17 protein-coding genes are annotated in these 17,996 nt (G+C 71.7%); 12 read left to right on the top strand and 5 right to left on the bottom strand.

The window, feature by feature from the left end; translation table 11 throughout:
• Positions 1–27: 27 nt before the first annotated feature.
• A complete protein-coding gene (locus ACWIGU_RS25650) occupies positions 28–951 on the bottom strand; it encodes a TIGR01777 family oxidoreductase (protein WP_454404052.1) in 924 nt (307 codons plus the stop codon).
• A gap of 63 nt (positions 952–1,014) precedes the next feature.
• Between ACWIGU_RS25650 and ACWIGU_RS25655 the strand changes: the two genes are divergently transcribed.
• Together ACWIGU_RS25655 and ACWIGU_RS25660 are read left to right on the top strand one after the other, a co-directional pair.
• Entirely contained in the window at positions 1,015–1,503 is a 489-nt protein-coding gene (locus ACWIGU_RS25655; RefSeq protein ID WP_454404053.1) for an N-acetyltransferase family protein, read from the top strand.
• Between the two features lie 91 nt (positions 1,504–1,594).
• The gene (locus tag ACWIGU_RS25660; RefSeq protein WP_454404054.1) at positions 1,595–2,701 is read left to right on the top strand and encodes a PP2C family protein-serine/threonine phosphatase; all 1,107 of its coding nucleotides are present in this window, start codon (positions 1,595–1,597) and stop codon (positions 2,699–2,701) included.
• A gap of 6 nt (positions 2,702–2,707) precedes the next feature.
• Here ACWIGU_RS25660 and ACWIGU_RS25665 read toward each other — a convergent pair whose 3' ends face one another.
• Positions 2,708–3,376: a TetR/AcrR family transcriptional regulator gene (locus tag ACWIGU_RS25665; RefSeq protein WP_454404055.1), complete on the bottom strand. Its 669-nt coding sequence runs from the start codon at positions 3,374–3,376 to the stop codon at positions 2,708–2,710.
• Between the two features lie 117 nt (positions 3,377–3,493).
• On the opposite strand from ACWIGU_RS25665, the gene ACWIGU_RS25670 reads away from it, so the two are divergent.
• The 4 genes from ACWIGU_RS25670 (at position 3,494) to ACWIGU_RS25685 (ending at position 9,342) form a co-directional block, all read left to right on the top strand.
• Positions 3,494–4,297, top strand: a complete 804-nt coding sequence (locus ACWIGU_RS25670) for an SDR family NAD(P)-dependent oxidoreductase (RefSeq protein WP_454404056.1) — start codon at positions 3,494–3,496, stop codon at positions 4,295–4,297.
• A gap of 100 nt (positions 4,298–4,397) precedes the next feature.
• Positions 4,398–5,237, top strand: a complete 840-nt coding sequence (locus ACWIGU_RS25675) for a peptidoglycan recognition protein family protein (RefSeq protein ID WP_454404057.1) — start codon at positions 4,398–4,400, stop codon at positions 5,235–5,237.
• Positions 5,238–5,497: 260 nt separating this feature from the next.
• The gene (locus tag ACWIGU_RS25680; RefSeq protein WP_454404058.1) at positions 5,498–6,847 is read left to right on the top strand and encodes an NAD(P)/FAD-dependent oxidoreductase; all 1,350 of its coding nucleotides are present in this window, start codon (positions 5,498–5,500) and stop codon (positions 6,845–6,847) included.
• 323 nt (positions 6,848–7,170) lie between these two features.
• Positions 7,171–9,342 carry a family 20 glycosylhydrolase gene (locus tag ACWIGU_RS25685; protein ID WP_454404059.1) on the top strand — a complete coding sequence of 724 codons (2,172 nt, stop codon included), beginning with the start codon at positions 7,171–7,173 and terminating at the stop codon, positions 9,340–9,342.
• A 27-nt stretch (positions 9,343–9,369) separates the two neighbouring features.
• Here ACWIGU_RS25685 and ACWIGU_RS25690 read toward each other — a convergent pair whose 3' ends face one another.
• Positions 9,370–10,860: a regulator gene (locus tag ACWIGU_RS25690; protein ID WP_454404060.1), complete on the bottom strand. Its 1,491-nt coding sequence runs from the start codon at positions 10,858–10,860 to the stop codon at positions 9,370–9,372.
• A 434-nt stretch (positions 10,861–11,294) separates the two neighbouring features.
• On the opposite strand from ACWIGU_RS25690, the gene lipB reads away from it, so the two are divergent.
• From lipB to ACWIGU_RS25710, 4 genes are all read left to right on the top strand, one after another.
• Positions 11,295–12,125, top strand: a complete 831-nt coding sequence (lipB, locus tag ACWIGU_RS25695; protein ID WP_454404061.1) for a lipoyl(octanoyl) transferase LipB — start codon at positions 11,295–11,297, stop codon at positions 12,123–12,125.
• A 106-nt stretch (positions 12,126–12,231) separates the two neighbouring features.
• Positions 12,232–13,197: a lipoyl synthase gene (locus ACWIGU_RS25700; protein WP_100592116.1), complete on the top strand. Its 966-nt coding sequence runs from the start codon at positions 12,232–12,234 to the stop codon at positions 13,195–13,197.
• Positions 13,198–13,456: 259 nt separating this feature from the next.
• Positions 13,457–13,660 (top strand): SCO2195 family GlnR-regulated protein, encoded by a 204-nt coding sequence (locus ACWIGU_RS25705; RefSeq protein WP_326713343.1) that lies wholly within the window; start codon positions 13,457–13,459, stop codon positions 13,658–13,660.
• 30 nt (positions 13,661–13,690) lie between these two features.
• On the top strand, positions 13,691–14,395 hold the full coding sequence (locus ACWIGU_RS25710) for a DUF4191 domain-containing protein (RefSeq protein ID WP_356284490.1): 705 nt from the start codon (positions 13,691–13,693) through the stop codon (positions 14,393–14,395).
• Positions 14,396–14,480: 85 nt separating this feature from the next.
• Here ACWIGU_RS25710 and ACWIGU_RS25715 read toward each other — a convergent pair whose 3' ends face one another.
• Entirely contained in the window at positions 14,481–14,951 is a 471-nt protein-coding gene (locus tag ACWIGU_RS25715) for an RDD family protein (RefSeq protein ID WP_454404062.1), read from the bottom strand.
• 188 nt (positions 14,952–15,139) lie between these two features.
• On the opposite strand from ACWIGU_RS25715, the gene glnA reads away from it, so the two are divergent.
• A complete protein-coding gene (gene glnA / locus ACWIGU_RS25720) occupies positions 15,140–16,549 on the top strand; it encodes a type I glutamate--ammonia ligase (RefSeq protein ID WP_356284484.1) in 1,410 nt (469 codons plus the stop codon).
• A gap of 214 nt (positions 16,550–16,763) precedes the next feature.
• On the top strand, positions 16,764–16,988 hold the full coding sequence (locus tag ACWIGU_RS25725) for a hypothetical protein (protein WP_454404063.1): 225 nt from the start codon (positions 16,764–16,766) through the stop codon (positions 16,986–16,988).
• A gap of 52 nt (positions 16,989–17,040) precedes the next feature.
• On the opposite strand, the gene ACWIGU_RS25730 is transcribed toward ACWIGU_RS25725, so the two are convergent.
• On the bottom strand, positions 17,041–17,574 hold the full coding sequence (locus tag ACWIGU_RS25730; RefSeq protein WP_454404064.1) for a hypothetical protein: 534 nt from the start codon (positions 17,572–17,574) through the stop codon (positions 17,041–17,043).
• Positions 17,575–17,996: the final 422 nt, after the last annotated feature.

The following is a 17,996-nucleotide window of genomic DNA, read 5'->3' on the forward strand; positions in this document are numbered from 1 at the left end:
GGTAGGGGTCATAGGGCTTCGGCCGGTTCACTGCCTGGCCGCCCGGATCGCCTCCTCGATGCCGGGGAACGCGAACGTGAAGCCGGACTCCAGGAGCCGGGTCGGCACGGCCCGCGTGCTGCCGAGGACGTCGCCCGCCATCTCGCCGAGGACCAGACGCAGGACGGGGGCGGGCGCCGTGAACAGCGTGGGGCGGTGCAGCACGCGCCCCATCGCGGCGGTCACCTCGCTGTTCGTGACGGGGTGCGGGGCGGTGAGGTTCACCGGGCCGGACAGCTCCTCCGTGTCGATGATGTGGCGCAGGGCCGCGATCTCGTCGTGAAGCGCGATGTACGACCAGTACTGGCGGCCGTCGCCCAGGCGTCCGCCGAGACCGGCCAGGTACAGCGGGAAGAGCCGCGCCCAGGCCCCGCCCGCCCGGGACACGACGAGCCCGGACCGAGCGAACACCGTGCGGATTCCGGCCTCTTGCGCGGGCGCCGCGGCCTCCTCCCACTCCACGCACAGCCGCGGCAGGAACCCGTCCCCGGGCGGCGCGCCCTCGTCGACGGCGCGCGTGCCGGTGTCGCCGTAGTAGCCGACGGCGCTGCCGTTGACGAAGACGCGGGGAGGCTGTTCGAGCGTGGCGACGGCCTCGGCGAGCGTCGCGGTGCCGAGGACCCGGCTGTCGCGGATCTTCCGCTTGTACTCGTCGGTCCAGCGGTGGTCGCCCACGCCCGCGGCGGCGAAGTTGAGGACGGCGTCGCACCCGGAGAGCCCGGCCGCGTCCACGGACCCCCGTTCCGGGTCCCAGCGGACCTCGTCCGCGGCAGCCGCTTCCCTGCGGACCAGGCGGACGACGTCGTGCCCGTCGGCGCGCAGGGACCGGGTCAGGGCGGAACCGATGAGTCCGGAGGCGCCGGCGACGGCGAACCGGGAGCGTCGTACGGGTGCGGAATCGCTCTGGGTCATGGGTCCATCCTGCCGCGTGAATCGCGCGGCGGCCGGTCGTGGGCCGGTCGTACAGTGGCGCCCATGTCACAGCCGCACATACGTCTCGCCCGGCCCGACGACGAGGACGGGCTCGCCCGGCTCGACCGCGCGGCCTGGTCGACGCTGCACGCCGTCCAGCCGAAGCCGCTGCCGCCGTACGACCCGTTCTTCTCGGAGCGGTTCGGGCCGCGGGACCATCTGGTAGCGGAGCTCGACGGGCGGCTCGCGGGTTACGTACGCATCGCCTATCCCACCTCGCTCGCCGCCAACACCCATGTCCGGCAGATCCAGGGCCTCGCGGTCGCCGCACAGGCGCGGGGCGCCGGGGTCGGCCGGGCGCTGGTCCGCGCGGCGGTGGAACATGCCCGCAAGGCCGGCGCGCGCCGCATGACGCTGCGGGTGCTCGGGCACAACGCTCCCGCGCGGGCGCTGTACGAGTCTGAGGGGTTCACGGTCGAGGGCATCCTGCCGGAGGAGTTCCTGCTCGACGGGAAGTACGTGGACGACGTTCTCATGGGCCGGGCCCTGTGAGCGGGGCGCGGCGGTCCTGACGGACCCGCCCGGGGTGCGGTGACGGCGCTCCCGTAGGAGCGTGAAGGGGTCCATGGGAAGGAGCCCGCCGATGACCGGGGCGTTGTCGCGTCGCCGGGACGGCGAGGAGCGGGCCTGGCTGCGCGGGGCACCGCCGCCGCTCTGGGTGCGATGGCTGCCGATCGCGCTGCTCGTCGCCCTGTGCACGGCCCAGCTGGTCACCGAGGAGAAGCTGGACCTCGGTTTCCTGCTGGGGGCGATCCCGCCGCTGGCCGCCCTCACGTACGGGCCCGCCGCCACGGCGCTGCTCGGCGGCATCGTGATCGTCCTGCTGAACGTGCCCTTCATGGAGCTCGGGCACCCCGGCAACAGCGATGTGCTCACGGTCTCCTTCGTGGCGCTCCTCAGCGTGCTGATCGGCTGGGTCCGCAGCCGGCGTGACGCCCAGCTCGTCACCGTGCGCACGGTCGCCGAGGCAGCGCAGTTCGCCGTGCTTCCGCCGCTGCGCGAACGGGTCGGCACGGTGCGCTGCGCGGGCCTGTACCGGGCGGCCGAGCGCGGGACGCTGGTCGGCGGTGACCTCTTCGACGTGCGCAGGGGGCCGTCCGGGGTGCGGGCCGTGATCGGCGACGTGCAGGGCCACGGCCTGTCCGCGGTGGGTACGGTCGCGGGGCTGCTCGGCGCCTTTCGTGAAGCCGTGCTCGACCAGGCGGACCTGGAGGGGGTCGCGGCACGCCTCGACCGCAGGCTCGTGGTCGACTCCGCCGAGGACGAGCACGCCGAGCTGTTCGCGACCGCGCTGCTCCTCGAGTTCCCCGACGACTCCCCGGTGGTACGGGCCGTTTCGTGCGGCCATCCGCGGCCGCTGCTCCTGCGCGGGCAGGAGGTCATCGAACTGCCGGTGCCGTCCGGGGCACCGCTCGGGCTCGGGATCGCGGGCCTCTCGCCGCCCGAGCAGCTCACGGTGCGGCTGCGGCACGGTGACCGGCTGCTCGGCCTGACGGACGGGTTGATCGAGGCGCGGGACTCGTCCGGCGCGTTCTATCCGCTCGCGGAGCGTCTGGTCCGGTTCAGTGCGGACGGCCCGGCGGAGCTGACGGACGCGCTGTGGCGGGACGTGGTGCGGTTCGCGGGGACGGTACGGGACGACCTGACGATGCTCGTGTTCGCACCGGAGATCGACCCGGACGACGACTGACGGCCCCTACCGGGCCCCGTCCCGGCCTCCTCCCAACAGGCTGATCCCGCCGGTCAGTTCCCGCAGGCAGCGGAGCGCGAGGACCGCCGGGGAGCCGGTCGCGCCCGTCGCGGGGGCGTCGGTGGCGGCCCAGGCCTCCAGGGCGATCCGGATGGCGTCGGTGGCCGCGGCGGCGGCGAGGCGTACGTCGAGGGGGTCCGCGTCCTCGCCCGCGAGCCGGGTCAGGACCGGCACGAGGCGCTCCTCCGACTCCTGGTTGACCCGGTACCAGACGGCCCGCAGCGCGGCGTCGTCCCGGGCCGCGCGCAGCAGTCCCCTGGTCGTCTCCAACTGCTCGGGACCGTGGTCGCCGGGGGCGGAGAGCGTGGCGGTGACGGCCGTTTCCAGGGTGACGCGCAGGTCCGTGCCGGGTTCGGCGTCCTCCAGGAGGGCGCGCCAGGCGTCGCCGCCCGCGGCGAGGAGCGGGCCGACCGCGTCCTGCTTGCCCCGGAAGTAGCGGTAGAAGGTGCGCAGCGCGACGCCCGCCCGGTGGGCGATGTCCTCGGCCGTCGTGCCGTCGGGGCCGCGCTCGGCGAAGAGTTCGGCGGCGGCACGGGCGATGTCCAGCTGGGTGGCGGCCTTGCGCCGCTCGGTCAGGGAGGGCTGCGGACTGCGCTGATCGTTCGTGGGGCTCACCGGGGAAGCCTATGTGTCCGGGAACAAATCTGCACGTTCTGACGTTATGACAAAACGTGCCACCCAGGCGTACGGTGGACAGCGAATCATCGTGAGAAGAGTGAAGTGGAGCAGCACATGAGCCCGAACCTGAACCGCTACGAAGGCCGTCGCGTACTCGTCACCGGCGGTGGCTCCGGCATCGGCCAGGCCACCGTGCTGCGGGTCCTCGCCGAGGGCGCCCGCGCCGTCGCCGCCGACGTCAGCGAGGCGGGCCTGAAGGACACCGTCGAGAAGGCGACCGCCACGGGCTGCGCGGACCGGCTGACCACGGTCGTCGTGAACGTCGCGGACGAGGCCTCCGTGCGCGCGGGCGTCGCCACCGCCGTCGAGGCGCTCGGCGGCCTTGACGTGCTGGTGAACGCGGCCGGCATCCTGCGCTCCTCGCACACCCACGAGACGTCGCTCGCCGACTTCAACCAGGTGCTCCAGATCAACCTGGCGGGCACGTTCCTGATGATCCGCGAGTCGGTCCCGGCGCTCCTCGCCGGTGACGGGGCCGCCGTCATCAACTTCAGCTCGACGTCGGCCACGTTCGCCCATCCCTACATGGCGGCGTACGCGGCGAGCAAGGGCGGCATCCAGTCCATGACGCACGCCCTGGCGAGCGAGTACAGCAAGCAGGGCATCCGGTTCACGGCCGTGCAGCCCGGATCCATCTCCTCCGGCATGACCGACGGCTCCGGCGCCAGCCGGCAGAGCAGCGGCCCCGGCCTGCCCGAGGACGCCGACATGAGCCTGTTCATGAAGCTGGCGCCGGCGATAGGCCAGGGCTTCGCGGGGCCGGAGAGCGTGGCGTCCGTCGTCGCGATGCTCGGCTCGCAGGACGGCGGCTTCATCACCGGTACCGAGGTCAGGGTCGACGGCGGCACGCACTTCTGATCTGTGGCGAAGGCGGGTCTGACCTGCGACGGGGTCCGCGATCACTCGTATGGTGTGTCATGCGGGGCGGGCCCCGGGCGCGCGGCGGAGAGTGTCACGTATGCGCGTCTTCCGTATGACGTTGTGCTGCGCACCGGCAGCCACGGCCCTCGGCCTGCTCCTGTTGTGTGCCGTGACTGCCGGGCCCGGGGACGGCGGTTCAGCGGCGAAGCCGGGCCGGGCGGCGGGCCCCGCCTCCGCCGACCGGGCCGCGCCGGCGCTGCCGCCGGCCGCCGTACCGGTGCGCCGGCCGCCGGTCCTGTCGCCGGCCGCACCGGCCAACCGTCCGCACACCGCCGCGCTGCCCCGGATCGTTCCGCGAGCCGACTGGCTGGCGGGTGCCGCCTACCGCAGGCCGCCCGCCCGGTACGCCGACCGCGTCACGGCAGTCTTCATCCACCACACGGACTCGCCGAACGACTACGACTGCGCCGACACGCCCCGCATCATCCGCTTCCTGTACGCGGGCCAGGCGGGCGGCCGGAACTGGGACGACATCGGCTACAACTTCCTCGTCGACCGGTGCGGCACGATCTACGAGGGCCGGGCGGGCGGCGTCGGCAAGGCGGTCGTGGGGGCGCACGCCCAGGGCTTCAACGAGGGCACGGCGGGCATCGCCGCCATCGGCACCTTCATCGCGGGCACCCCGGTGCCGCCTTCCATGACGAAGTCCATCGCGGCGCTCTCCGCCTGGAAGCTGGGCCTCGCGAACATCGACCCGCGCTCCCGCGTCCGCCTCACCTCGACGAACAGCCTCAGCCGCTTCCCCAAGGGCAGGACGGCCTCGTTCAACGCCATCGCCGCGCACCGGGACGAGTACGAGACGTACTGCCCGGGCCAGGCCCTGATGGCCGCGCTCCCGGAGATCAGGCTGCGGGCGGCGGCGCTCCAGGGGCGGTAGGGCTTCGCCCGGATCAGGCCGGGCTCGCGTCCGGCGGCCCCGGGCGCCCCCCGTGCGACCGTGCCCGGGCTACGCGCGACTCCCCCGGCCGCGGCCCGGACCTACCCTCGACGGACTCGGGTACAGCCCGGGTGTTCGGAGCCGTACGCGGGTTCGCCGGGGGGTAGGACGCCTTCGGAGCCCGCCCGCGTGCGCCGGCCTGACGGCCCGGGGTACGTGCGACGGCTCCCACCAGCCGCACAACCGCCAGGGAGGCGCACGTGCCTGAGCCCGCACAGCACGCGGACGTCGTCATCGTGGGAGCCGGGGTCGCGGGACTCCTGGCCGCCCACCGCCTGACCAGGGCGGGCGTCCCCACCCTGGTCCTGGAGGCCGGCCCCTGCGTGGGCGGCCGCATGTCCACCGAGAAGGTCGACGGGTTCCGGCTCGACCGGATCGGCCGGCTCCTGTGCACCTCGTACCCCGAACTGCGCCGCACCCCGGGCCTGGACGCCCTCGTCCTGCGCTCCTTCTCGCCCGGGGTCCTGGTGCACAGCGACGGCCGCCGCCATCGCGCCGGGGAGCTCCCGGCCGCACGGCGCGCAAGGGGCGCACTCACGACGGCGCGCGCCCTCGCGAGCGCCCCCAGGGTGCCCCGTCCCCGCACCGCCGCCAGGAGCCCGCGCCCGACCGCTCCGCTCGGCAGCCCCCTCGACCACGCCCGGCTCGCCAGGTCCCTGGCCCGCCTCGCCGCGACACCGGTCCCCCGTCTCCTCGCGCGCCCCGAACTCCCCGCCGCCGAGGCCCTGGTGAGCCGCGGACTGCCGGGCCGCACCCTCGACGGGTTTGTGCGCCCCCTGCTTTCGGCGCTCCTGTGCGACCCGGACCTGACCTCGTCCAGCCGGTGCGCCGACCTCGCCCTGCTCGCCTACGCGCGCGGCCGCCTCTGCGTCCCCGAGGGCGGCGCCGACGCGCTGCCCGAGCTGCTCGCCGCCGGGCTCCCGCCGGGAACGGTCCGCACCGGGGTGCGCGTCAGGGCCGTCTCCGCGAATTCGGTGACGACCGAGGAGCACGGCGAACTCCGGTGCCGGGCCACACTGCTGGCGACCGGGGCACGCGCCGCGGCCGGACTGCTCCCGGGGCTGCGGGTGCCGGACTTCCACCCCGTCACGGTCGTCCACCACGCGGTCCCCGAGCCGCCGCTCACCGACCCGGCGCTGCTCCTCGACGCCGACCGGCTCGGCCCCGTCGCGTACTCCGCGGTGATCAGCCAGGTCGACCCGACGCGCGCCCCGGCCGGCCGCGCGCTGGTCTCCTCCACGGTCCTCGGCCCACCGCCGCCCGAGCGCGGGCTGCGGGCCCAACTGGCGGCCCTCTACGGCACGTCGACCTCGGACTGGGAGACCCTCGCGGTCCACCACAACCCGGAGGCGGTACCCGCGATGCCGGCCCCGCACGACCTGCGCCGCCCGGTGCGGCTCCTTCACGGGCTCTACGTGTGCGGCGACCACCGCGGCACGAGCACGGTGCAGGGCGCCCTCCACTCGGGCCGCCGCGCCGCGCACGCGATCCTCACGGACCTGGGCGTCCGACTGGCCCCGACGGCGGGCATGGTGCCGGCGGCGGCCTGACCGACCCGCACGGCCGACCCGTACGCCCCGAACCGCACCGGCACAGCACAGCCCCACCACACCTCAGCGACAGCCCAGCGGCAGGAGACCCCCGACCACTCTCACCACACATCCGACCTCTACAGTCCCCCATACGCGCCCGTCTCCGTGGCACATTCCGGAGGCGGGCGCCCTCATTTCCCCCACGCGTACTCTTGCCACCCCAACAACTCCCCTTTACCGTCCCCAGGTCCGCACCCTTGTCCCTGGAGGCCGCAGTGCGAAGAACGGCGTCAGCCCTGCTGTTCGTCCTAGCCCTTGTCACCGGATTCATCGGAGCTGTAGTGCCGTCGTCAGCAGCCCAGCCGCAGGAGCAGTCCCCCGAACCGCTCGCCGGGCAGCCGTCCGTGGTCCCCCGCCCCACCGACTGGACATCCCTCGGCGGCACGGTCGCGATCACCCACCGCACCCGCGTCCTGGTCGACCCGCGCGCCCGCGCCGAGACCTCCGAGCCGTCCGGCCGCGCCGAGTTCCCCGGCCCCGCCCGCCAGAGCGTGCAGCAGCTCGCCGCCCAGCTGCGCACGGAAATCGATCAGGTGTCCGACATCGAGCCGCTCATAGCGGGCGACGTGGCCCACGCCGAGCCCGGCGACATCGTCCTCGGCCTCGCCGACGACCGTGAACTCGGCGCCGAGGGATACCGGTTCGACAGCTCGGACGGCGCCGTCCGCATCCGGGCCGCCTCCACGCACGGCCTCTTCTACGGCACCCGCACCCTGCTCCAGCTCCTGCGCTCCACGGATCACGAGCACCGCACGCTCCCCCGCGCCCGCGCCACCGACGTCCCCGCACAGGCGATCCGCATGGTCCACCTCGACGCGGGCCGCAAATACTGGCAGATCCCGTACCTGGAGAACCTGATCCGCAGGATGGGCGACCAGAAGCTGAACACGCTCATGCTGCACCTCTCCGAGTCGGAGGGCTTCCGCCTCTACAGCCCGAAGTTCCCGGGCCTCGCGAAACCCGGCCACAGCTACAGCCGCGCCGACATCGAGCACCTCAAGTCCTTCGCGGCCCGCCACCACGTACAGCTGATGCCGGGCCTGGAGATGCCCGGCCACGCGACGGCGATCAGCGACGCGTTCGGCATCGGCTTCGGCTCGGGGACGGACCCCTGCACGGCCGCGCACACGCACTCGCACCTCACGCCCGACTGGATCATCGACATGACCAGCGAGAAGGCGGTGGCGAAGACGAAGCAGATCGTCGACGAGTTCGCCGGCTGGTTCGACGCGCCGCTGTTCTCGATCGGCGGCGAGGAGGTGCCGGGCCAGCTCGCCAACTGCCCGCGCGTTCAGGACTACTTGGCCGCCTCGCCCGATGTGTCGACGCTCGGCGACCTCCTCAACCGGTACATCAACACCCTGGACGACGTGATCGCCTCGCATGGCAAGCGCACCGCCGTCTACAACGGCTCGGAGCACCTGGCCGCGCCCCAGCAGACCGTCCACGGCCCGGTCGTCTTCATCACCTGGGAGGGCACGGGCGCCGAGCCCGCCGTGCCGGGCCACGACGAGATCGCCATCGGCCCGTTCTACGACACCCCGAACAACTACCACCACCTGTACCCGAACGAGCCCTGGATGTACGACAGCTGGACCGTCAGCACGGCGCCCGACATGCTCGGCTCCGGCCTGACCAACTGGGCCGACTACAACTTCTGGGCCGACGACGCGTACTTCGAGCAGTCGATGGCCGGCGCCCGGGCGATCCTCGCGGACCGCGCCTGGAACGGCACGGCGACCCCGGACACCCTGGCCGGCTTCCGGGCCCGCTCGGCTCTCATCGGTGACCCGCCCGGCATCACCCCCACGCCCGTCAAGCCCCGGGTGAACGACGGCCGGCCGAGCCACCACTGGACCTTCGATGCCGCCGCGTACCCGAAGGGCTGGACGTACGCGGGCAGCCCCGGCAACACGATCTTCGCCGAGGACACGGCGGGGGACCTGCCGGGCACGTCGTACATCATCAATAACCCGGCGCCGGTGGCCGACGGCGTGCGCGGGCAGGCGTGGCGCTTCGACTCGGACCGGGACGGTGTCGGCTTCGGCGGCATGGACGTCGCCGAGCCGTGGACGGTCTCGGTGCAGGTCCGCCCCACGGCCCGCACCGCGGACCAGGTCCTGCTCAGTTCGAAGGCGGGCGCGCTCAAGCTCATGCAGTACGGCACGGGCCAGGTCGGCTTCACAAAGTACGGCTCCGCCGACCACTCGTTCGACTACACGCTGCCCCTGAACCAGTGGACCCGGCTGACCTGGGTCGCCACCCCCGGCCGCACCACGCTCTACGCGGACGGCAAGCACGTCGGCACCGTAGACGCGTCGATCCCCCTGCCCCTGCGCTCGATCGGCACGGAGAAGGTGAGCCTGCGCGGCGACCTCGACGAACTCACCACCTGGGACGAGCCGCTGACGGCCGGCCGGGTCGCCGGTCTGTCCGGGCGGGACACCCAGTAGTAGGCGCCGGACCCCGCCCGCGTCCCGTCAGTGGCTGAGGGCGGCGATGCGGTCCCGGTATCCGCGTACCGGGGCCGCGTCGCGGTAGGGCTCCAGGCGGCGCTCGAACTCCCGCACGTACTCGTGCGCCCGCACGGAGCGCATCTCGGAGGCGGCCTGCGCGGCCTCGGCGCCGAGTGTGCACGCCTGGTCCAGTTCGCCGAGCCCGAGCCGCGCGGAGGCGAGCACCACCCGGCAGAACAGCCTGCTGCGCGCGAAGCCGGGCGCCCGCAGCTGGAGCGAGCGCTCCGCGTGCTGGGCGGCCGCGCGGTACTGCTGGAGATCCCGGTGGCAGTGCCCGAACTCGTCGGCCAGCTGCGCCTCGTCGAAGAACCGCGCCCAGTGCGGCACGTCGTCCCCGGTCCGCACCGCCTCCAGGGCCCGCTCGGCCCGCACCAGCGACGCCGTGCACGCGCGCACCTCGCCGAGCACGCCGTGCCCGCGCGCCTCGGCCGCGTGCAGCAGTGCCTGCACGGCGGGCGGCGCGGAGGACCCCACTCCCTGCTGCGCGACCCGCGCCAGCTGGACGGCCTCGCGCCCGTGCCCGAGATAGACGGCCTGGCGGCTCATCGTGACCAGGACGTACGACCCGTACGCCCTGTCCCCCGCCGCCTGCGAGAGCCGCAGCGCCTGCACGAAGTACCGCTGCGCGAGCCCGTGCGCGGCGATGTCGTACGAGGTCCAGCCGGCGAGCCGGGTCAGATCGGCGGCGGCCGCGAAGAGCCGCCGGCCGGTCTGCTCCCCGTAGGTGCCCCGCAGCATCGGCTCGGCCTCGTGCTCCAGGTAGCGCACGAGCGCCTGGCGGGCGTGGCCTCCGCCGTACGCCTGGTCGAGAGAGCGGAAGAGCTCGCCGACGGAGCGCAGGGCCGCGATGTCTCCGGCGGTGACGCGCTGGCCGGGCCCGCGCTCGGCGTGGCCGCGCTGCCGGGGCAAGGGGGGCGGCCCCGGTTCGAGCCCGGCCGTGAGCTTGGCGGAAGCCCGTCCCTGGGCGGGGATCCGTACGCCGCCGGGACCGCCGTGGTCCCCATGGGCGACGCGGTCGTCGGCCCGCCCGATCAGCCAGTCCCGGCTCGGCACGACGAGCCCCGCCGGGGTGAAAGCGATCTTGCGGAGCTCGGCATGGCTGCCCGAGTCCTTGCGCCACAGGCCGCTGACGATGTCGACGGCCTCCTCGGGCGAGGCGGCGAACTCCAGGCCCGCGTAGACCGGGGAGCAGGCGTCGAGCCCCAGGTCCTGCGCGGAGAGCCGGCGTCCCAGGCGCCGGGTGAACACCTCGGCGATCAGTGCGGGTGTGGTGCCGCGGGGCTGCTGGCCGCGCAGCCAGCGCGTCACGGATGTCTTGTCGTAGCGCAGGTCGAGACCGTGCTCCAGGCCGAGCTGGTCGACTCGGCGGGCCAGTCCCGCGTTGGAGAACCCTGCCTCCGCGATGAGCGCGGCTAGCTGGCGGTTGGGCGTGCGCTGCGGAGGTCGTTCCGTCATGCTGTGCGATTGCCTTCCGGGCCTAGGAAGCCGTAAAGGGGGGCCGTGGTGCGCCCCCCTCTGCACTGCTCCCTCATGGAACGGCGCGAATGTGGCGTCCTCCCCCGCGTACGGGGAGTTCCTGCCGCCCCGCTGTCGCGAGACCTCGGTGGGTTCCTGTTTCGCCGGCCCTGCCGGACCGGAGTCCGGCCTCACACAGCCTCCACAAGCCTGACTTCCCGCCCGCCCGGCGGTAGGTCCGCCAGCGGCTCCCCGCTCACGGACGGCGCCGAAGTTATCACGCAGCGCGCACGACGGCCCCTGATCAGAGCAGCCGAGACCCCCTTTCATCCGATCGTGTGAGGATTCCCCGAACGGCTGGCGCGGGAGCCCTGCCCGTACAGTGGCTGGGGGCGCGATATGTGCACGCTGAAGGTTCTAGGGAGGCACTGGCCGTGAATGAGTTGCGGTTCGTCCGCTTGGGTTTCGGAGCGGACTCGGTCGACTACCAGGAGGCCTGGGACGAGCAGCGCCGTGTGCACGCCGCCCGTTTCGCCGACGAGGCCCCCGACACCTGCCTGCTTCTCGAACACCCGCCGGTCTACACCGCGGGCCGCCGCACCGCGCCCGAGGAGCGCCCGCTGGACGGCACCCCCGTCGTGGACGTGGACCGGGGCGGCAAGATCACCTGGCACGGCCCGGGCCAGCTCGTCGGCTACCCGATCCAGAAGCTGCCGCGCCCCGTGGACGTGGTCGCGCACCTGCGCCGCCTCGAGGACGCGATGATCGCGGTCTGCGCCGAGTTCGGTGTGCAGACGTCCCGCGTGGAGGGCCGGGCCGGCGTGTGGGTGCTCGGAGACGCCAAGGACGCGACCGAGGAGCGCCCCGGGCTCGGCGGCCTGTCCCTGGACTTCGACCCCCGGGTGAACGACTCCGAGTTCGACCCCCGCCTCAACGGTCCGGAGTACGCGCCCTCGAACGCGGGCCAGCGCCGTGAGGACCGCAAGATCTGCGCCATGGGCATCCGCGTCGCCAAGGGCGTCACGATGCACGGCTTCGCGCTGAACGTGAATCCGGACACCTCGAACTTCGACAAGATCATCCCCTGCGGCATCCGCGACGCGGGCGTCACCTCGCTCTCCTACGAGCTGGGCCGCGAGGTCACGATCGACGAAGTGCTGCCGGTCGTCGAGCGCCACCTGCGCGACGTCCTGGAGAACGCGGCCCTCGCCCCGCGCGTCATCGAGAAGGCGCCCGAGCCGGAGCCCGACAAGGCCACCGCCTGAGCGGGAATGCACCCCGAAGGCCAGAGGTTGGCCACACGTAAGGCCCATCAAGACCACGGGCGTACCCTGAGGTACGCCGAAGAATCAAAGCTGTAGGGAGCCGGTCGTGTCCGCAGTCGCACCCGACGGACGCAAGATGCTGCGCCTGGAGGTCCGCAACAGCCAGACCCCCATCGAGCGCAAGCCCGAGTGGATCAAGACCCGGGCGAAAATGGGTCCCGAGTACACGAAGATGCAGGGCCTCGTGAAGAGCGAGGGCCTGCACACGGTCTGCCAGGAGGCGGGCTGTCCGAACATCTACGAGTGCTGGGAAGACCGCGAGGCCACCTTCCTCATCGGCGGCGACCAGTGCACGCGGCGCTGCGACTTCTGCCAGATCGACACGGGCAAGCCCGAGGCGCTGGACCGTGACGAGCCCCGCCGCGTCGGCGAGTCCGTCGTCACGATGGACCTGAACTACGCCACGATCACCGGCGTCGCGCGCGACGACCTGGAGGACGGCGGCGCCTGGCTGTACGCGGAGACCGTGCGCCAGATCCACGCCATGACGGCGGAGCGCGCCGAGGGCTACACCAAGGTCGAGCTGCTCATCCCCGACTTCAACGCCGACCCGGACCAGCTGGCCGAGGTCTTCTCGTCCCGCCCCGAGGTTCTCGGGCACAACGTCGAGACGGTGCCGCGCATCTTCAAGCGGATCCGCCCCGGCTTCCGGTACGAGCGCTCCCTCGAGGTCATCACGAAGGCCCGCGAGGCCGGCCTGGTCACCAAGTCCAACCTGATCCTGGGCATGGGCGAGGAGCGCGCCGAGGTCAGCGAGGCGCTGCGCCAGCTGCACGAGGCGGGCACCGAGCTCATCACCATCACCCAGTACCTGCGTCCGACGCCGCGGCACCACCCCGTCGAGCGCTGGGTGAAGCCGGCCGAGTTCGTGGAGCTGAAGGAGGAGGCCGAGCAGATCGGCTTCTCCGGCGTCATGTCCGGCCCGCTGGTCCGCTCCTCGTACCGCGCCGGACGCCTCTACCAGATGGCGGTCGAGAAGCGCGGCGCGTACGTGGCCTCGCAGGCGGTCTGAATCCACTCGCACCCGCACGGCCCGCCAGCCGTGTGAATTCACGCACAAGCAGCTACCGGCCAGTAATGGCCGAGAGAACGCGGCCCTGACGGTCCCCGCAGATGGGGGGCACCGTCAGGGCCGCGTCCTCGTTCGGCCCTCCCCCATCAAGGCTTCATGGGCGTTTGACCCTTCGGTCATGCCCTGGTAACACCAAACAGTGACGCTGTACTCACGCCACGCACCCACCGTCAGAGTCGCTCCCGAGGGGGACCTCCCAATGCAGGCCGCGCCCGTACGCGCCACCGCCATCCCGACCTTCACCGACGCCCTGCGCGCGGTCGAGTCGCTGCTCATGAGCAGCGGACAGCGCACCGCACGCCGCAACGCCTGGACCTCCGTGCTCGAGGACCGCCGCCGTGCCAAGGACCGGGTAGAGGCGCAGCGGGTGCTCGAGAAGGCTGTGGCCGCCCGCACGTCGTAGGCACTTGCCCGGACACGTAGACTTCAAGGCATGGCGAGGAAGGAAACCGCAGCGGACGCTGCGAACCCCGGGCGACTCAAGCAGATCGCTCTGACCTTTAAGATGACCCGCAAGGCCGATCCGATGATCGCTCTTGTACTCGCGGCTGTGGGAATCGTCACCTTTGGTGTGTTCCTCGCGATCGGATTCTTGATCGGTCACCCGGTATATCTCGGAATTCTCGGCTTCCTGCTCGCCTTCCTCGCGATGGCGATCGTCTTCGGACGCCGTGCCGAGCGAGCAGCCTTCGGGCAGATGGAGGGTCAGCCCGGCGCGGCTGCCGCGGTACTCGACAACATCGGCCGTGGCTGGACCACGACCCCGGCCGTGGCGATGAACCGCAGCCAGGACGTCGTCCACCGGGCGGTCGGCAAGGCAGGCATCGTCCTGGTCGCCGAGGGCAACCCGAACCGGGTGAAGACGCTGCTGGCGGCCGAGAAGCGGAAGATGGCCCGCATCGTCTCCGACGTGCCGGTCAACGACATCCTCGTCGGTAACGGCGAGGGCCAGGTGCCGCTCAAGAAGCTCCGCACGACGATGCTCAAGCTCCCCCGCGTTCTGACGGGCCCGCAGGTCACGACGACCAACGACCGCCTCCGGGCGATGGGCGACCTGATGAGCAACATGCCGCTCCCCAAGGGCCCGATGCCCAAGGGCATGCGGATGCCGCGCGGTGGCGGCGGCAAGGCCCGCTGACCCTTCTACTACGACGACGAGGCCCCGGAACCGATCGGTTCCGGGGCCTCGTCGTCGTCAGCGGGCGTCGTGGCGGGGGCCGGTGTCAGGCGCGGACCTGGACCGCGCGGGCGAGGCGGTCGTGCAGGCCGCGGCCGTCACGGTCCCAGATCAGGGCGGGGACGGCGACGCACAGGAGCAGTGTGCGGACCAGGACGCGGCCGAGGCCGAGGCGGCCGGAGCCGTCCTGCGCGACGACGCGCAGCCCCATGATCCGCTTGCCCGGCGTGAAGCCGACCGTGCCGACGGTGAGCAGGCCGAGGACGAAGAAGATCCCGAGGGCCCAGTTCCCCGTCTCCTGGTTGTAGCCGTGTGTGAGGAGCCCGTATGCGATCAGCATGCACAGGGCCCAGTCGATGGCGAGGGCGGCCATGCGCCTGCCGGGGCGGGCGATGGAGCCCGGCCCCTGCTCGGGCAGCCCCAGCTGCTCACCGCGGTACCCGAACTCGACACCCGCGTCCTCCGCGGCCGCGCGCGGCCCGGAGAGCCACGATCCGATTGCTTGCCTGTTGTCCACCCGACCACGGTACTGCGCTCGGCCACCCGGCCCGCTCCGGCCCCCGCCCCGGTTAACTTCGGCGAAACAAATGGGTCATGCTTGAGAAATCCCCCGTCCCTATGGTCAGGTCCCAGCGTGTGCCACCGCACTGGCCGCACCACCGAGCTGCAACCCCGCCCCTCCCGGGTGGGAGTAGGAGGAGTTGGATGTTCCAGAACGCCGATGACGCCAAGAAGTTCATCGCGGACGAGGACGTCAAGTTCGTCGACGTCCGGTTCTGCGACCTGCCGGGTGTGATGCAGCACTTCACGGTGCCGGCCGCGGCGTTCGACCCCACCGAGGAGCTGGCCTTCGACGGATCCTCGATCCGGGGTTTCCAGGCCATCCACGAGTCCGACATGGCGCTCCGCGCCGACCTGACCACCGCGCGCGTCGACCCCTTCCGCCGCGACAAGACGGTCAACATCAACTTCTTCATCCACGACCCGATCACGGGCGAGCAGTACTCCCGTGACCCGCGTAACGTCGCGAAGAAGGCCGAGGCGTACCTGGCCTCCACCGGCATCGCCGACACCGCGTACTTCGGCCCCGAGGCCGAGTTCTACGTCTTCGACTCGGTCCGCTTCGAGACCTCCGCGAACCGCTCGGTCTACGAGATCGACTCCGAGGCCGGCGCCTGGAACACCGGTTCGGAGGAGAACAACCGCGGCTACAAGGTCCGCTACAAGGGCGGTTACTTCCCGACCCCGCCGGTCGACCACTTCGCCGACCTGCGCGCGGAGATCTCCCTCGAGCTGGACAAGAACGGCCTCCAGGTCGAGCGCCAGCACCACGAGGTCGGCACGGCCGGCCAGGCGGAGATCAACTACAAGTTCAACACGCTGCTCGCCGCGGCCGACGACCTGATGCTCTTCAAGTACATCGTGAAGAACGTCGCGTGGCGCAACAACAAGACCGCGACCTTCATGCCGAAGCCGATCTTCGGCGACAACGGCTCGGGCATGCACGTCCACCAGTCCCTGTGGGCGAACGGCGACCCGCTCTTCTACGACGAGCAGGGCTACGCGGGCCTCTCGGACATCGCCCGCTACTACATCGGCGGCATCCTCAAGCACGCGCCGTCGCTGCTCGCGTTCACGAACCCGACGGTGAACTCGTACCACCGCCTGGTCCCGGGCTTCGAGGCGCCGGTCAACATGGTCTACTCGCAGCGCAACCGCTCCGCCGCGATGCGCATCCCGATCACGGGCTCGAACCCGAAGGCCAAGCGCGTCGAGTTCCGCGCGCCGGACCCGTCCTCGAACCCGTACCTCGCCTTCTCGGCCCTCCTCATGGCCGGCCTCGACGGCGTGAAGAACAAGATCGAGCCGGCCGAGCCGATCGACAAGGACCTGTACGAGCTGGCTCCCGAGGAGCACGCGAACGTCCAGCAGGTCCCGACCTCGCTCCCCGCGGTCCTCGACGCCCTCGAGGCGGACCACGAGTACCTTCTGGCCGGCGGTGTCTTCACCCCCGACCTGATCGAGACGTGGATCGACTACAAGCGCACGAACGAGATCGCCCCGATCCAGCTGCGGCCGCACCCGCACGAGTTCGAGCTTTACTTCGACATTTAAGAACGCCGCAGGTCAGAGCGGGCTTTCGCTCTCCTGGGCCGTCTGTGGGCCGTCGGCCGTGTTCTTCCGCTCTTTGGAAGGCACGGCCGACGGCCTTTTCCGTAAGTGCCGCTCAGCTTGCCGCTTGCGCGACGCGGTTCGTGCCAACCTAGGTCGCGCATGGCTCGAACGGCGGTGCGGGGAACCCGAGCGCGTAGCGCCTTAAGATCCGCTCTTGGCAGATATTGAGTTCCCCGACGACCTGATTGAGCAACGTGCCGCCTGGGAGCAGATCCAGGCTGGCGCCCTGACCGTGAACACCGCGTTCGCCCTACAGCAGGCCGTGACTGCCTTCGCCGCTGAGGTCGGGGAACCGCGGATCGATGTCGAGATGGCGCTCAAGCGAATCGTCCGCCACCCCGAACCCGAAGCGGCCTGGCAGCAGAGCGCCCGCCCCTGATGCAGGGACGGGCGCTCTGCTGCCACCAGACGCGGATATCGCGCCGCCAGCCTTACGTGGCTGAGTCTGCCGAGCAGATGACAGATGCCGAAACCGACACCTGCTCAGCGGTGTTGTTGTGGACATTCACGCCCCATGCGTCTGCGCGGCCGTCGCCGTTGACGTCGCCGGGCGTCGAGAAGGTGACACTCACATTGGCGTCGACGGGCATGACGTTGTAACCGCCCCCGGTTGCGACCTCTCCGGTAGCGCAGTACGCCGCAATGAACGCCGTTCCGTTGGCGGGCACAGGAACCGCACTGCTGCGCACGATCCGGGACGACGTCGCACCACCATTGCCGCCGCCGACGGTCGGGGGAGCGGGGTTGGACTGCGTGGCGCTCTGGCTGCAGCTGACGCTCTGGGTTCCGGTGAAGGTATTGCCCTGGCCGACCTGACCGGCCGGGAAACAGACGAGCGTGAGCGACGGGGCGCTGGCAAGTGACACCAGGCTGCCATCGTCCTGGGCGTGCGCGGCGCTGGCGCCGAGTGAGATGGCTGCCGTGGCGGCAGCACCGATCACGGCGATGGTCCGGGTGAGCCTCACGTGGGGGTCCTTACGGGTACTGGAGGGGGTGGGACCGGCTGCTGCCTGTCCCAGTCGCCATTGACAACCGTCCGTCGCCCCGGCCGGTCACCCTGCGCCATCCAGACAGACCCCCCTGGAGCAGGCACCGACAGTGCTCGGCGGCACCCCGGCCCGCTCCTGGCCCGCTGATCAGAGGCCGGGTGTTGGATCAACCCGCAGGTAAGGATCTAGCAGCATCAGTTCCTTCGACATTTAAGAACGCCGCAGGTCAGAGCGGGTTTCCGCTCTCCTGGGCCGTCTGTGGGCCGTCGGCCGTGCTCTTCCACCCACGGCTCAGTCGGGTCGGCGGTCACCGGTTGCGGACGGCCTGCCACTTCTTGGGGGGAGACGCTCGACCAGACGGATGTAGGACAGGTCGGGGGCAAGTTTGGACACCCGCT

It is taken from the genome of Streptomyces sp. NPDC055400 (assembly GCF_053644375.1).

What these genes read in the sequence shown, in the direction of transcription:
- ACWIGU_RS25650 (WP_454404052.1), bottom strand. Translation starts at nt 951, where the DNA reads ATGACCCAGAGCGATTCCGCACCCGTACGACGCTCCCGGTTCGCCGTC.
- ACWIGU_RS25655 (WP_454404053.1), top strand. Translation starts at nt 1,015, where the DNA reads ATGTCACAGCCGCACATACGTCTCGCCCGGCCCGACGACGAGGACGGG.
- ACWIGU_RS25660 (WP_454404054.1), top strand. Translation starts at nt 1,595, where the DNA reads ATGACCGGGGCGTTGTCGCGTCGCCGGGACGGCGAGGAGCGGGCCTGG.
- ACWIGU_RS25670 (WP_454404056.1), top strand. Translation starts at nt 3,494, where the DNA reads ATGAGCCCGAACCTGAACCGCTACGAAGGCCGTCGCGTACTCGTCACC.
- ACWIGU_RS25675 (WP_454404057.1), top strand. Translation starts at nt 4,398, where the DNA reads ATGCGCGTCTTCCGTATGACGTTGTGCTGCGCACCGGCAGCCACGGCC.
- ACWIGU_RS25690 (WP_454404060.1), bottom strand. Translation starts at nt 10,860, where the DNA reads ATGACGGAACGACCTCCGCAGCGCACGCCCAACCGCCAGCTAGCCGCG.
- ACWIGU_RS25705 (WP_326713343.1), top strand. Translation starts at nt 13,457, where the DNA reads ATGCAGGCCGCGCCCGTACGCGCCACCGCCATCCCGACCTTCACCGAC.
- ACWIGU_RS25710 (WP_356284490.1), top strand. Translation starts at nt 13,691, where the DNA reads ATGGCGAGGAAGGAAACCGCAGCGGACGCTGCGAACCCCGGGCGACTC.
- glnA (WP_356284484.1), top strand. Translation starts at nt 15,140, where the DNA reads ATGTTCCAGAACGCCGATGACGCCAAGAAGTTCATCGCGGACGAGGAC.